The sequence below is a fragment of the Shewanella indica genome (genome assembly GCF_033842865.1).
In the GTDB taxonomy this organism is placed as follows: domain Bacteria; phylum Pseudomonadota; class Gammaproteobacteria; order Enterobacterales; family Shewanellaceae; genus Shewanella; species Shewanella indica.
In genome coordinates this window covers 4,213,363-4,227,613 of sequence record NZ_JAWXXR010000001.1, presented here as the reverse complement: position 1 = coordinate 4,227,613, position 14,251 = coordinate 4,213,363, and the positions used below count along the sequence as shown (strand labels likewise).

Genomic DNA, 14,251 nt, shown 5'->3' with positions numbered 1-14,251 from the left:
CTTGATTGGACAGGATTAAGCCAAAAAGCACCCTGAAGGCGCTTTTTGAACTGTGCTTGCCTGAAGCTACTTTAGGTCAAGTTGACGGCTTACCATTTCTTCTTAGGCTGGAACAACACGTCGATATCATCTTCATCACTTTTGGTTTTTGGGGCACTGGGCTGAGCCATCTTTTGTGCCCCCATGATTTCATCGAGTAGTTGCTTGGCTTCATCCACTTTGCGGGCAATGAAAGGATCGTTCGGGGTTTGCGCCTTGATGGTATGCAAGGTGCCGAGGGCCTTAGTCACCATCTGCCTCGATGAGCCATATTGTTTCATATAACTGGCGGCACGGGCGCGGGATAGCATACTCTCGACATTGATCCTGAGTTGCAGGCTATCGATACGGCCTTCTTCAGTGGAAAAAACAGTAGGATCGACTTTGCCCTTGTTATGCTCGGCACGCAAAATCGCCTTGAGCTTTTTCAAAGTCTGTACCAGTACCAATACCTGACGGTCGTTGTCCGGCAGACGAAAACTCTCTATCGCAGGTGTTTGTTGGGGACTGTTTTGCAGATTGGTGATCAGCGCGTCAAGGTCGGTCAGCCGTCGTTCATAGTCACTCTTTTGGTTGGCTTTACTCAGGGTAACGGCAATTCTTGCGGCATCCTGAATGCGCTTGTAGAGCACCAAAACGATTTGTGAAGAGCATGGAAACATGCCGGTATTGGAGAGAACTTCTTCAGTTTCGTCCAAAATCGCTCGTTGACGAGCCAACTCAGTACGACGTTCGGCCTCGACTCGCTCTTTTTGTTGCTGAATAACATTGATACCGATAACCAGCAAAAGAAGCGCACCTATCAGCAGCAGTACGAGAGTAAATGCCATAGCCTGTCCGTAAATTTTATCATTATGTTAATGCTACAATAAATCAATAAACTAGCCTAGTTATCTTAGCCCAGCACCAGGTATCTGTCCTGAAGATAGCTCGCATTCGCGGCTATATTCCTGTTTGATTTAGTTATTGCTTTATACTATAACCATTAATTATAGATGTCCGGTATTCCAACACTCAATTCTGCTCCTGAATGGGGCTGAAGTTCAAGGATCTAAAGATGAAACTGCAACAGCTCAGATATATTGCAGAAGTGGTTAATCATAACCTCAATGTTTCCGCGACCGCTGAGAACCTTTACACCTCTCAGCCAGGGATCAGTAAGCAGGTACGCATGCTGGAGGATGAACTGGGGATCCAGATCTTCGGGCGCAGCGGCAAACACTTGACTCATGTGACACCGGCCGGCGAGCTGGTCATTAAAATTGCCAACGATATCCTGGGTAAAGTCGAAAGTATCAAGAAGGTGGCTGAAGAATACACTAAGCCGGATCAGGGGGAACTGAACATTGCCACCACAGATACCCAAGCCCGCTACGCTTTGCCACAGATTATCCAGCATTTTATCGAACGTTACCCCAAGGTGAATCTACATATGCATCAAGGTACGCCTTCACAGATAAGCGAAGCAGCTGCCCGTGGTGATGCCGACTTTGCCATTGCCACCGAGGCGATGCATCTTTATTCCGACCTCATCATGTTGCCTTGTTATCACTGGAATCGTTCTGTGGTGGTATCCAGGGATCACCCGCTCGCCAGCCGTAGCCGGATCAGCATTGAAGAATTGGCGCGCTTCCCTCTGGTCACTTATGTGTTTGGTTTTGATAAGGCCTCGGAAATTGAGCGTGGTTTTCATGGGGCGGGGCTTGAGCCCAGGGTCGTTTTCAGTGCCACCAGTGCCGACGTGCTCAAGACGTATGTCAGATTGGGACTCGGGGTGGGCGTAATCGCCTCCATGGCGATCGACCCTGTAATCGATAAGGATCTGGTCGCCATAGACGCCAGCCATCTGTTTGCCCACAGCACCACCAAGATAGGCTTTAGAAAGGGCAGTTTCCTGCGTAGCTACATGTATGATTTTATTGAGCGGTTTGCGCCGCATCTGACCCGGGATGTAGTGGATAAGGCAGTGGCCCTGCGTGATGCACAGCTGATAGAACAGATGTTTGCTGATGTCGAATTGCCGCTGCGCTGAAACCGCTGCATGAAAGCCTTGTCTTCGGTCTGAGCCGGTTTTATAGACTGACGACAAGTATCAGTTCCGTGCTTTCAGCTTCAACCCTGTAATAGGGAGATTTTTCTTCTCTTTATGCAAAGTCCTTGCTCATTGCTGCGCTATGGTTCGGTTATCCCGGCTGTGCCATGGCGTAAGTGGACGGTGTTTGTCAATAATTAGCATAGCAGCCACCAGTCTAATCCCCTTAGGGGCTAGACTCGTTGTGTATATCTCTGGTTTCACCACTGTGTTAAGTTAGCGTACAGCGTAAGCAGTTGGGGGAAAAAATGAAGATAGTGGTTGTTGGAACAGGTTATGTTGGCCTGTCAAACGCAGTTTTGCTGGCACAACATAATCAGGTGTGGGCGTTGGACATCTCATCAGAAAGAGTGGCAATGGTCAATGCCGGTCGCTCGCCCATAGCCGATGAGCTTATTGAGCAATACTTGGTGAGCAATAAGTTGCAGTTAACTGCTACAACGGACAAAGAGGTCTATCGGGGCGCAGATTATGTGATTATTGCTACGCCAACGGATTACGATCCCAAGACCAATTACTTTGACACCAGCACAGTAGAAGCCGTGGCAGAAGATGTGATAGCGGTTAATTCTGCCGCTTGTATCATCATTAAATCTACTGTGCCTGTTGGTTTTACCAGAGCATTGCGAAACAGGCATGGTACGGCCAATATCATATTCTCACCTGAGTTCTTGCGAGAAGGTAAGGCTTTGTACGATAACCTTTATCCTTCTCGAATTATTGTTGGTGAACGCTCAGAGAGAGCCGAACGATTTGCTCAATTGCTTGTTGACGCAGCGTTAAAGCCAGATATTCCCGTGCTCTTTACCGGTAGTACGGAGGCTGAAGCTATTAAGCTCTTTGCCAATACATATTTAGCTATGCGAGTCGCATATTTCAATGAACTTGACTCTTATGCGGAAACCAATGGCCTGGATCCAAAGCAGATAATAGAGGGGGTGTGTTTGGATCCCCGTATTGGCGGTCATTATAACAATCCTTCATTTGGTTACGGTGGCTACTGTTTGCCTAAAGATACCAAACAACTACTGGCTAACTACAACCAGGTTCCCAACAACCTGATAGCGGCAATCGTTGATGCCAACCGAACCCGTAAGGACTTTATTGCAGATTCCGTCATTGCCAAAAGACCCAAAGTAGTTGGCGTATACCGACTGATCATGAAGTCCGGATCTGATAATTTCCGCGCTTCGGCGGTGCAAGGTGTGATGAAACGAATTAAGGCCAAAGGGATTGAAGTGGTGGTGTATGAACCTGTGCTGGAAAGTGATGAGTTTTTCCGCTCTAGAGTGATACGCGATGTTACTGAATTTAAAAAAGTTTCAGATGTCATTATTTCGAACCGTATGGTTGATGAACTAAAAGATGTTGCGGATAAAGTTTATACCCGGGATCTCTTTGGTAACGATTGAAAGCGGCTTCCCATGCTGAAAGTTAAATGAGAACAGTGGTATGAAATATTTGGTTACCGGCGCAGCCGGTTTTATCGGGGCCCGCGTCTGCGAACGTTTGTGTGAAGCGGGGTTTGAAGTTGTTGGTATCGATAATCTCAATGATTACTACGATATCGGTTTAAAGCAGGCCAGATTGCAAAAACTGGCTGACTTTAACCATTTCCATTTTCAAAAGCTTGATTTGGCTGACAGGGAGGCTATGGCTGAACTCTTTGCCAAAGGTGGTTTTAAGCGGGTCATCCATTTGGGGGCTCAGGCTGGGGTTCGCTATTCAATTGAAAACCCCTATGCTTATGCGGACAGTAATCTTATCGGTACGCTTACTGTGTTGGAAGGCTGCCGTCATCATGGCATTGAACATCTGGTATATGCCTCTTCCAGCTCGGTTTATGGCCTCAACAAGAAGATGCCATTCGCGACGAATGATTCGGTCGACCATCCGGTGTCTTTTTATGCGGCGACTAAGAAAGCCAATGAGATGATGGCACATAGCTATGCGCATCTTTATGGCTTGCCCACAACTGGACTGAGGTTTTTTACTGTCTATGGCCCTTGGGGACGCCCGGATATGGCACCTATGCTGTTCGCCGATGCCATTACTTCTGGCAGGCCCATCAAGGTGTTCAATCAGGGGAATATGAGCCGTGATTTTACTTTTATCGATGATATCGTCGAAGGCATCATCAGAGTGGCAGATAAAGTGCCAATACGGCAGAGCGAATGGACGGTAGAACAGGGCTCCCCGGCAACCAGCAGTGCGCCATATCGTGTTTATAACATAGGTAATGGCAGCCCGGTTCGTTTATTGGATTTTATCAGTGAGCTTGAAGCAGCGCTCGGGCAAAAAGCTGAAAAAATTATGCTGCCTATGCAAGATGGTGATGTCCAGGCCACTTGGGCTGATACCGAAGATCTATATAGTGCCGTGGCTTATAAGCCTAGAGTTGGGATCCTTGAAGGGGTCAAAGCCTTTGCCGATTGGTATAAAGCCTTTTATTGATAAAAGAGCCATAGCGCGCTTCAGAACTGAAACGCGCTATGGCTTTATCTCATCATTTTGCAGTATTCATGCGCCGTATTTAGTTCTCTTTATTTAACCTGTAGTTATCAGCCAGGCTGCCGGTGATGCGGTTGCCTTCTCTGTCCAGCATAAACAACTGATTTTCCCCTACCAGATATTTACTGCCATCCTCCAGGGTGATTTTGCTGCCGCTGGCATCCCAGGTGAACTTGCCGGTTTCGCTGAATATGCTCTCGTCCTTACCTTGATACATTTGCTGCAGGCGATAGCTGTTATCTTCTTTGAGCGTCAGCGTAGTTTCTATTCCTGAGCAATCTGCACAGGGCAGCAGTCCTTTATAGCTTCCGTCCCAGTCCAGCGAGTTTTGACTGGTATCACCCATTGGTATTTGGGCTGTTTGTTCAGCCGGGGCCGTAGCGGTTTCTGCTGGGCCGTTTGTCCCTGGAGATTGGCTTTCCTGATCTTGGCAAGCAGCCAGACCCAGCGCCATACCACTTGTCATCAACAGCGCAAAAATAGTGGATTTGTTCATGGTTTATTCCCTTAAGTTACCTAAGTTGGCCTTCAGGCTAGCACAGCTGTTTTACCGGGTGTAAGGCTTTTGTCACACCATCTTGGTTATGGTTCAGAGCCTATTCAGTCACGTAACCGGCTTGTTTAAGCAATGCAATCGAAAGGCTATCGTCTTACCGCTTTGACTCCTGCTACAATCCTCATCAATTAATGTTTTTTGTGTACTTTAATGAAAGTTCAATCTCTCCCTTTATCCGGTCTGATATTGTTTACGCCCGAGATTTTCAGTGATGCTCGGGGCTATTTTATGGAGTGCTTTCGAGCCTCTGTCTTTGAAAAAGCCTTGATGGATTCCGGTCAAGATCCAGTCACTCTGGTGCAGGAGAATCACAGCTGTTCTGGCACGGGCGTGCTTAGGGGGCTTCATTTTCAGCGCCAATATCCCCAGGGTAAGTTGATTCGGGTTATCAGCGGTGAGATATACGATATCGCCGTCGATATTCGTCCCCAGTCTCCCACCTTTGGTAAATGGCACGGTTTGCTTTTATCGGCACAAAATCGCTGCCAGTTATGGATCCCACCGGGGTTTGCCCATGGTTTTTATGTGACCAAGGGCCCAGCTGAGGTGCTGTACAAGTGCAGTGATTATTACCAACCTGGCGATGAAGGCGCCATTGTCTGGAACGATGCCGAGTTAGCGATTGACTGGCCGCTGAATATCGCACTGGGTGAGCCATTACTCTCAGCCAAAGACAGACAGGCCAAGCCCTTTAGCGCTCAACACTGGGCTTGAAAACGAACATTTGATAGCAACCACTGACTTCCAATCTTTGGCTTAGAAAATGGTTGGACAACTACAGAATGCCGCCCCCTAAATTAGTATTCGCTTCTTTTTAGATTACCATAATCTGATTTAATCGTTAGTCGCGAATAGGTTTCCTCACTACCTTGGAATAAGCAGCGACAGGCCGTATCCGTCGCTGCTTAACTGTGCCCGTTTGTTAAGGCGCGCTAACCAAAGGCGCCGGCATTCGCGGCACTTGAATCGGGGGAGTGGCTTATCCCACCCCCTTCACCAAGGAAGAGGACTTCCAACATGAAATCAAGTATCCCATCTTTGACCGCGGTGGCGCTGTCTGTTGCCATGGTATTTGGCGCAGCCAGTACCCAAGCGGCGCAGTCGCCATCGGCCGCTCAGCCTCAGGCCGCAACAACCAACGCTTACTGGTGGCCGCAGCAACTGGATCTATCGCCGCTGCGCCAGCACGGCGCTGAATCCAATCCCTACGGCGCCGATTATGATTATGCCAAGGCCTTTACCTCTTTGGATTTGGACGCAGTCAAAGCCGATATTAAAACCACGTTGACCACTTCCCAGGACTGGTGGCCCGCCGACTATGGTCACTATGGCCCTTTCTTTATCCGTATGGCCTGGCACAGTGCCGGTGTTTATCGCATCTTTGACGGTCGCGGCGGTGCCAGTGGTGGTCAGCAACGTTTTGAACCTCTCAACAGTTGGCCCGATAACGTCAGTCTCGACAAGGCTCGCCGCTTACTTTGGCCAATTAAACAAAAGTATGGCAGCCAGATCTCCTGGGCCGACCTCATGGTACTGGCGGGTAACGTATCCCTGGAGTCCATGGGTTTTAAAACCTTCGGTTTTGCCGGTGGCCGCACTGATGACTGGGAAGCCGAGAAGGTAAATTGGGGCGCCGAAAAACAGTGGCTCGACAATAAACGCCATAATGAAAAAGGTGAGTTGGCAAAACCTTTGGGAGCCACCCAGATGGGACTCATTTATGTGAACCCTGAGGGGCCCAATGGCGTGCCCGATCCCTTGGCATCTGCCCAGGAAATACGCGATACCTTTGGCCGTATGGCCATGAATGATGAAGAAACCGTGGCGCTGATCGCCGGTGGTCACACCTTCGGTAAGGCTCATGGCGCCCATGACCCAGCCAAGTGTGTCGGCGCAGAACCCGCTGCCGCCGGAATAGAAGAGCAGGGCCTTGGCTGGAAAAACCGCTGCGGTAAAGGTCACTCGGAAGATACGGTTTCCAGCGGCCTGGAAGGCGCCTGGTCTTCCAATCCCACCAAGTGGACCATGGAATACTTAACCTGGCTCTATACTTTCGATTGGGTACAAACCAAGAGTCCGGCCGGCCACATTCAATGGATCCCTGCCGATGGCAAGGCCGCCAATTTGGTGCCAGATGCCCATATTCCCGACAAGCGTCATGCTCCTATCATGTTCACCAGTGATATCGCGCTGAAGGAAGACCCTATTTACCGCGAGATCACGACCCGTTTCCTCAATAATCCGGCCGAGTTTGAACTGGCCTTCGCCAAGGCTTGGTTCAAGTTGACCCATAGAGATATGGGGCCGAAGAGCCGCTACCTGGGTAAAGATGTGCCTTATGAAGATCTGATCTGGCAAGACCCTATCCCAGCCGTCGATCATCAACTGATCGACGCGGCCGATACCAAACAACTGAAAGCGGCTATTTTGGATTCAGGCCTCAGCGTGCCTGAACTGGTGAAAACCGCCTGGGCCGCGGCGTCATCTTTTCGTGGCACAGATATGCGTGGCGGCGCCAATGGTGCCAGAATCGCCCTGAAGCCCCAGCGCGATTGGGCGGCTAATGATCCCAAGGCATTGGCGAAAGTCATTGGTAAACTTGAGAAAATCCAAAAGAATTTCAACAAGAAAGCCAAGGACGGTAAAAAGGTGTCGCTGGCTGATCTCATTGTATTGGGCGGCAGTGTCGCCATAGAAAAAGCCGCAGCCGATGCCGGGGTTAAAGTCAATCTTGCCTTCCATCCCGGGCGGATGGACGCGACTCAGGCCCAAACGGATGTGAACTCCTTTGCCGTGCTAGAGCCCAAGGCCGATGGTTTCAGAAACTATTTCAGTGATCAAAGCCCGGCTTCACCGGCCGAAGCTCTGATTGAAAAGGCGAACTTTCTTAACCTGACGGTTCCTGAAATGACGGTATTGGTTGGCGGTCTCAGAGTGCTGGATGCCAATAGTGGCGGTAGTAAGCATGGGGTGTTCACCCAAAGCCCCGGCAAGCTCAGTAACGATTTCTTCGTTAACCTGCTGGATATGTCTACTCGTTGGGAAAAGGGCAAGGAGGCTGGTCTCTATCAGGGGCTTGATCGTCAGTCCGGCAAACTCAAATGGACGGCTACGCCTGTCGACTTGGTGTTTGGTTCCCATTCAGAACTCAGAGCCGTTGCTGAAGTGTATGCCGCAGACGATGGCAAGACCCGCTTCGTTGAGGACTTTGCCAAAGCCTGGACCAAGGTGATGGAGCTGGATAGGTTCGATTTGCAGTAATCGCTGACGGCTGATGTAAACAAGTCATAGGGGGATAACCATCCCATGAAATCGGCGCAGGCTTTGGCTTTGCGCCGTTTTTTGCTGGATTTTTCCAAATGCCATTTCCATTGGGTTTGAGGATGAGGTATTTGGCCGAATACCCAACTTAAGCTGCCGGCTCGTTGCATACGCAGTTAATTTTTTGGAACCTGACTCTATTGATTCGCTTATCAACGGGCGTGCTATAGAGTCAGATAAAGTTTAGCTCATGGCCAAACAACCAAATTGGCTGATTCGATTGATAAAAAGGGTATAATCCGTGTGGATAAAGCTATTCGCCACTATTGAGGTGGATTGGGGGATTGCCTACAATATCGCGAGTTTTATTTACCCAAGATGAAGATTATGACCGATACCAAAGTACCACCAGCTCTGCCGGATCGCCTTTCTATCAACCCACGCAGCCCACACCATGTGGCTGAAGTGTTTGAGTTCGATGTGGGCATTCGCATCAATGGCAAAGAGCGCAATGACGTGGAAGAGTACTGTATTAGCGAAGGCTGGATTAAAGTTGCTTCTCACAAAGCGCTCGACCGCCGTGGCCAGCCCTTGTTGATGACCATCAAAGGCACAGTAGAAGCCTTTTATAAGTAAGCTTTTTTAACTGTAAATATTTAATAAAGGGCCATCTGCAAAGATGGCCTTTTTATCAGTGAGTACCTTGCTCTGAAATAGTCTTCCATCTTGGTTGCTTGGATAAAACCGGAAGCAGCTTGCTTCCAATTAATCATTTTCTCTGACTTAATCATCTCCCCAAAGACTCAGTTGAGAAATTCGCTCAATTAATATCGTAAAGTATCCATTGTTTGGGCGGAAATGCGTAAAAATCTAATAAAATTCAGATGTTTGTTTAATACTGTTCCGGCTGCGGTGCAGAGCTCTCGACAAGGTTTGCATGGTTCAGAAAACGCCCCGGATTGAAACCAGCTTAGGCTTTTGTCGTTTGCGATGCCTAAAAAAGCCAGGGAATACCCTGGCTTGAGCAAGAAAAAAGCTTAACTGATTTTTTGAGCTACTTAATCTCTTTGGGTTTGTATGGACCATTAGGTAAGTAGGTCGATTGATCGCTATAGAAAACCTGGTAGTTAGCCATCCGGGTCAGAGGCATATAATCGGGAGCCGCGCGGTTAATTGTTGCTGTGATGACAGCCCCTATGAGATCGGCCAACGGGTTACCGGTAGAACTATTTTGGGGCGTATATTGCATTTTTTTTGAGGTTTGCCAAATCGTATCCCCGGTTTTGTTTTTGAATGCGTATGTAAACTCTACTTCTGTCGTACTTGAAATAAGCATATATGTGGTATCCCACCGCTCTATCGTGACATACAGAACCACATCTGCACCAAACATTTGTACCAAAGAGGTCACGGGTAGCTGATGTATCTCTTGAGGCTCGTAAAGACCTTCATATTCAAGAATTGTCTTCACTGTATTCGATGGATAGACATAGTAACCTTTCTCTGCAAGCATTACAGGTAAAGAGCTATACACCGCAAGCGGCGCATCGACATCAACGCTGTGGTTTATGACTGGGAGTATCAGAATTGAGCTTGGATTGTGTTCTTCAAAACCAGTTTGACGTGGAGCTGTCGTTGTTTGACATGCGGAAAGTAAGGCAACTAACGCAACTGAAAAAGTTAATTTGATAAATTTCATTGCTTATTACCGTTTTGACGTTGAAGGTTTTGCACTAGAGTCTTCATTAAGGCTGCGCTTTCCGGCCATGTGTTCGCTTCTTTTTCATAAAAAGATATTGCTCCGGTTATATCACCTGATTTGAGCTTGAAAGTTCCGACTTCAGCATATAACCCAGGTGCTGGTCGTTGTTTATTATCTTCAATTTGTTTCAGGTGATCTTCAAGTGCTATAGGGAACTCCTTAGCTGCGACGGGATCGTGATAGTATTCGTACAGGCCTTCATCATAAACTCCCCAGTTATATAAAGTTGTCGATTTACAGCCAGCTAAGCCAAGCATTACCAATACACATAGGCCAAGTTTGATACGGTTCATTTGATCAAGACCTCTTTTGTCACGCCATCGGATACATAGATTTTCTGCGATGAAATAACAGTATCACCATTCAGGATCTCAATAATGTGAGTACCAGGAAGAATACGCAAAGCTTGAGTACCATTAGTGAATGGTGCGACAGGGCCATTGTCGAGTCCGTCAACGATTACACGCATTCCTTCTACATCAGAAGTATCGCTTACTTTAAATACAATTTGAGGACGATTGTCTACAGTTGAACTAGTAGTGGTTGGCATTTGTACACAACCTACATTGAGGGATAACACACTCAGTATCAGGGCTAATTTCAACTTCATTGTTTCGCCTCCACCACATTAAGTTCTGTGTATTTAAGACCATCAATTGAACCGCTGGAAATACTGGTTATTGAGCCTTCATTTGTTTCATTGTCGCCAAAAAGCTGTATTACTGAAACAGTAGCGACTTTCTTTCCTGGTAATGTAATATCGAAACCAGTTTGTTTTGACTTTATGACTTTTCCCTGAGTTTCGATATTAAAACTCATTCCTTGCTTTATTCCTTGTGACTTACCGCCACTGATGTAAATCATCCCATCTTCAACAGCTAGAATATCGGTTTGCCAAGGACGGGTTTGCATTTCGGCGGTCAATTTGCTGATAGCATCGGATATCGCGTTAGATATCGCAGCATCATTGAGTGTTCCATCGTAGGCAGCTTTAGAACCAAAGCCTGCAACAGAAGCAGCCTCAGAACTACTTTCCCCAGCTCCTGATAGAGAGTGGTAAACCAGTCCAGTTTTGCTGTCGACTAAGCGTAAGTCAACTTTAGCAAAGGCGACTTGTTTTTTAGTGGAAGAAAGGAATCCACTTTTCCCTTCTGTTTTACGGCCAAATTCAGTGAGAGAGCCGATTATTAAAGTATCAACACCTACTAGATTTAGCTTTTGACCAGTAAGCTTTGCCTCATCTTTAAGGCGCTCAATATCTGGACGTTCAAACACGAGATATTGGCCTGACTCTGTCAGAGCTTTTGATAACATGTCGGTTACTTGTTTCCCAAGTACATCGCCTTTGTCATCTCGCAAAAGGCTTTTGCCGTAGATGGTTTCATTAGTAATTCGGCCAAGAGCTAATTTACGTTTTAGGATAGGATTAGTAACCGATGCCTCCATGGCTGCTTTTTGTGCTTCAATTTGAGCTTGTTGAGAGTGAGGGCTTTCCTGGGACTCAACTTGTGGAGATTGGGTTGCGCATCCACCGAGAGCTAAAGCGAGTGTACCGGCAGTAAATAAACTGCGTTTCATTTTTGGGTTCCTTAATTTATTGGTTACATTTTGCAACGTAAGTTTATTTAATGTGAATATTTTTTTGTGGGCTAATGTTCACATTTTATATTGATACTTTGGCCCTGCACCTTCCCAAAGTTTGGGAGCATTAATAGAGTGCTTAACCTATAACTTTAAGAAACAGTGTGAGACCAAGTACCCTAAGGTGTTAAAAAAATGACTCTTTTATTTTGCTTGTCTTACAAAAGATGATATTTGAAGATATCCCGTTGCTCAATTGAAAATCAAGTGTAAATGAGTGTATTGGGTTGTGCGTGACATAAAAAAGCCAGGGAATACCCTGGCTGGAGGATTAAAGAGGGAGGGGCGAATAAGTCCTCCCTTAGCTGGCGTCCTTCATGGTACGGGTAAAGTCGGCCAGAGTGCTCAGTAGCATATCGGGTGCGTCTTGGTGTTGCTCAATGATCCTGACCACGGCAGAGCCCGAGATGGCACCGGCGGCGCCGGCGGCAATTGCGGCGCTGACCTGAGCCGGCTCGGCGATACCGAATCCTAGCAGTGGAGGCGGCGCATCGAAGGCTTTAAGCTTGGCCAGTACCTCATCCACCGGCATACCGGCCTTATTGTCGGCGCCAGTTACCCCGGCGCGGGACAGCAGATAGGTGTAGCCTTCAGCGGCTTCACTCACCGCCTTGAGGGTATCATCATCGGCATTGGGTGGCGCAATAAAGATAGGCGCTATGGCATGGGTCTTGGCGGCTTCTATAAAAGGTGCGGCTTCCTCAACCGGCACGTCGGCTATCAGGACTGAATCCACCCCGGCCTCGGCGGCGCGGCGATAGAAGTTGTCGATGCCGTTGGCGTATACCAGATTGGCGTACAACAGCAGGCCGATGGGCAACTCGGGATAACGGTTACGTACCTCGGCGATAAGCTCGAAGCACTTGGCTGGAGTAGTGCTGGCAGCCAGCGCCCGTAAGTTGGCGCCCTGGATCACCGGGCCATCGGCCAACGGATCGGAAAAGGGGAAGCCCAGCTCAAGGGCGTCGGCACCATGGGCAATCAGGGTGTCGATAATCTGCAGCGACAGCTCAGGGCCGGGATCGCCCAGTGTCACAAAGGGAACAAAGGCGCCGCGGCCTTCGGCCTGCAGCCGGGCAAAAGTGGTTTGATAACGTGTACTCATGCCTGTGACTCCTGTGATTTATCTGACTGCGCAGATGCAGCCTGGCGCTCTGCCAGGATATCGGAAACGGTAAATATGTCCTTATCGCCGCGGCCGGAGAGGTTAACCACCAGTATGGTTTCTTCGCGGCACTCTTTGGCCAGCCTGATGGCATAGGCCAGCGCGTGGGCCGACTCCAGCGCCGGAATAATCCCTTCGCAGCGGGCCAGTAACTGGAAGGCCTCCAGCGCCTCTTCATCGGTGGCCGACTCATAGGTGGCGCGTCCGGTGGCGTTGAGGTGGGCGTGTTGCGGGCCCACAGAGGGGAAATCCAACCCGGCAGAGATGGAGTAAGATTCTTCTATCTGGCCGTTGCTGTCCTGCATCAAGGGCGCCTTCATGCCAAAAAAGATGCCTGTCTTGCCGTGCCGCAGCGGCGCGCCGTGCATCGGCGTATCTATGCCTTTCCCGGCCGGCTCGACCCCTATGAGGCGCACCGAGGCTTCATCTATGAAGTCGGCGAACATACCTATGGCGTTGGAGCCGCCGCCGACACAGGCAATGACGGCGTCCGGCAGTCGGCCTTCACGCTCGAGGATCTGCGCCTTGGTTTCGGCGCCTATCATGCGCTGGAACTCCCTGACTATGGTAGGGAAAGGGTGAGGCCCGGCGGCGGTACCCAGCAGGTAGTGCGCCTTGTCATAGCTGCCGGACCAGTCGCGCATCGCCTCGTTGCAGGCATCTTTGAGAGTGGCCGAGCCTGAGGTGACAGGAATGACCTCGGCGCCCATCAAACGCATGCGGAACACATTGGGGCTTTGGCGCTCCACATCTTTGGCGCCCATGTAGATTTTACATTTAAGACCCAGCAGGGCGCAGGCCAGGGCGGTGGCCACCCCGTGTTGACCGGCGCCGGTTTCGGCGATGATCTCTTTTTTACCCATGCGCTTGGCCAGTAGCGCCTGTCCCAGCACCTGGTTGGTCTTGTGGGCGCCGCCGTGCAGCAGATCTTCCCGCTTGAGGTAGATTTTCACCTTGTCATTGGGCGACAGGTTACGGGTCAGGGTCAAGGCGGTGGGACGCCCGGCATAGTTTTTCAAAAGCTCGGTGAACTCGGCCTGAAAGGCGGGATCATTCTGGGCCTCGACAAAGGCACTTTCCAACTGCTTCAGCGCCGGCATCAAAATCTGCGGCACATACATGCCGCCGTATTCCCCGAAATAAGGGTTGAGTTTTAACTCGCTCATACTGCTTTCCTTAGGATACTTGTTGCGCCTGTCTGACAGGCGAATACTGTTGTTCTTG

Annotated in this window: 14 protein-coding genes; 6 read left to right on the top strand and 8 right to left on the bottom strand. The window is 49.1% G+C overall.

What is annotated here, in order from left to right:
• Positions 1-89 precede the first annotated feature (89 nt).
• Positions 90-869, bottom strand: coding sequence for a hypothetical protein (locus SIL79_RS18940; protein WP_039035872.1), 780 nt, complete (start codon positions 867-869; stop codon positions 90-92).
• A 227-nt stretch (positions 870-1,096) separates the two neighbouring features.
• On the opposite strand from SIL79_RS18940, the gene cysB reads away from it, so the two are divergent.
• The 3 genes from cysB (at position 1,097) to SIL79_RS18925 (ending at position 4,585) form a co-directional block, all read left to right on the top strand.
• A complete protein-coding gene (cysB, locus tag SIL79_RS18935; RefSeq protein WP_319619883.1) occupies positions 1,097-2,071 on the top strand; it encodes an HTH-type transcriptional regulator CysB in 975 nt (324 codons plus the stop codon).
• A 308-nt stretch (positions 2,072-2,379) separates the two neighbouring features.
• Entirely contained in the window at positions 2,380-3,543 is a 1,164-nt protein-coding gene (locus SIL79_RS18930; RefSeq protein WP_039035870.1) for a nucleotide sugar dehydrogenase, read from the top strand.
• Positions 3,544-3,583: 40 nt separating this feature from the next.
• Positions 3,584-4,585, top strand: a complete 1,002-nt coding sequence (locus tag SIL79_RS18925) for an NAD-dependent epimerase (RefSeq protein WP_319619882.1) — start codon at positions 3,584-3,586, stop codon at positions 4,583-4,585.
• A gap of 79 nt (positions 4,586-4,664) precedes the next feature.
• On the opposite strand, the gene SIL79_RS18920 is transcribed toward SIL79_RS18925, so the two are convergent.
• A complete protein-coding gene (locus tag SIL79_RS18920) occupies positions 4,665-5,138 on the bottom strand; it encodes a copper resistance protein NlpE (RefSeq protein WP_319619881.1) in 474 nt (157 codons plus the stop codon).
• Positions 5,139-5,348: 210 nt separating this feature from the next.
• Here SIL79_RS18920 and rfbC point away from each other — a divergent pair, with 210 nt between their 5' ends.
• From rfbC to SIL79_RS18905, 3 genes are all read left to right on the top strand, one after another.
• Positions 5,349-5,912 carry a dTDP-4-dehydrorhamnose 3,5-epimerase gene (gene rfbC, locus SIL79_RS18915; protein WP_039035867.1) on the top strand — a complete coding sequence of 188 codons (564 nt, stop codon included), beginning with the start codon at positions 5,349-5,351 and terminating at the stop codon, positions 5,910-5,912.
• 303 nt (positions 5,913-6,215) lie between these two features.
• Positions 6,216-8,459, top strand: a complete 2,244-nt coding sequence (gene katG, locus SIL79_RS18910) for a catalase/peroxidase HPI (protein ID WP_319619880.1) — start codon at positions 6,216-6,218, stop codon at positions 8,457-8,459.
• 387 nt (positions 8,460-8,846) lie between these two features.
• Positions 8,847-9,095 (top strand): DUF3297 family protein, encoded by a 249-nt coding sequence (locus SIL79_RS18905; protein ID WP_025011888.1) that lies wholly within the window; start codon positions 8,847-8,849, stop codon positions 9,093-9,095.
• A 418-nt stretch (positions 9,096-9,513) separates the two neighbouring features.
• Here the strand turns inward: SIL79_RS18905 and SIL79_RS18900 are convergent, their stop codons facing one another.
• The 6 genes from SIL79_RS18900 to trpB form a co-directional block, all read right to left on the bottom strand.
• Positions 9,514-10,158, bottom strand: coding sequence for a DUF799 domain-containing protein (locus tag SIL79_RS18900; RefSeq protein ID WP_071477078.1), 645 nt, complete (start codon positions 10,156-10,158; stop codon positions 9,514-9,516).
• Complete coding sequence (locus SIL79_RS18895) at positions 10,155-10,514, bottom strand: DUF4810 domain-containing protein (protein ID WP_071477077.1); 360 nt, start codon at positions 10,512-10,514, stop codon at positions 10,155-10,157. Before SIL79_RS18895 ends, SIL79_RS18900 begins: the two co-directional genes overlap by 4 nt.
• On the bottom strand, positions 10,511-10,831 hold the full coding sequence (locus SIL79_RS18890) for a hypothetical protein (protein WP_071477076.1): 321 nt from the start codon (positions 10,829-10,831) through the stop codon (positions 10,511-10,513). Before SIL79_RS18890 ends, SIL79_RS18895 begins: the two co-directional genes overlap by 4 nt.
• A complete protein-coding gene (locus SIL79_RS18885) occupies positions 10,828-11,799 on the bottom strand; it encodes a CsgG/HfaB family protein (protein ID WP_071477075.1) in 972 nt (323 codons plus the stop codon). Before SIL79_RS18885 ends, SIL79_RS18890 begins: the two co-directional genes overlap by 4 nt.
• Before the next feature lie 364 nt (positions 11,800-12,163).
• Complete coding sequence (gene trpA, locus SIL79_RS18880; RefSeq protein WP_319619879.1) at positions 12,164-12,967, bottom strand: tryptophan synthase subunit alpha; 804 nt, start codon at positions 12,965-12,967, stop codon at positions 12,164-12,166.
• Entirely contained in the window at positions 12,964-14,193 is a 1,230-nt protein-coding gene (gene trpB / locus SIL79_RS18875) for a tryptophan synthase subunit beta (protein ID WP_062793538.1), read from the bottom strand. Before trpB ends, trpA begins: the two co-directional genes overlap by 4 nt.
• Between the last annotated feature and the right edge of the window lie 58 nt (positions 14,194-14,251).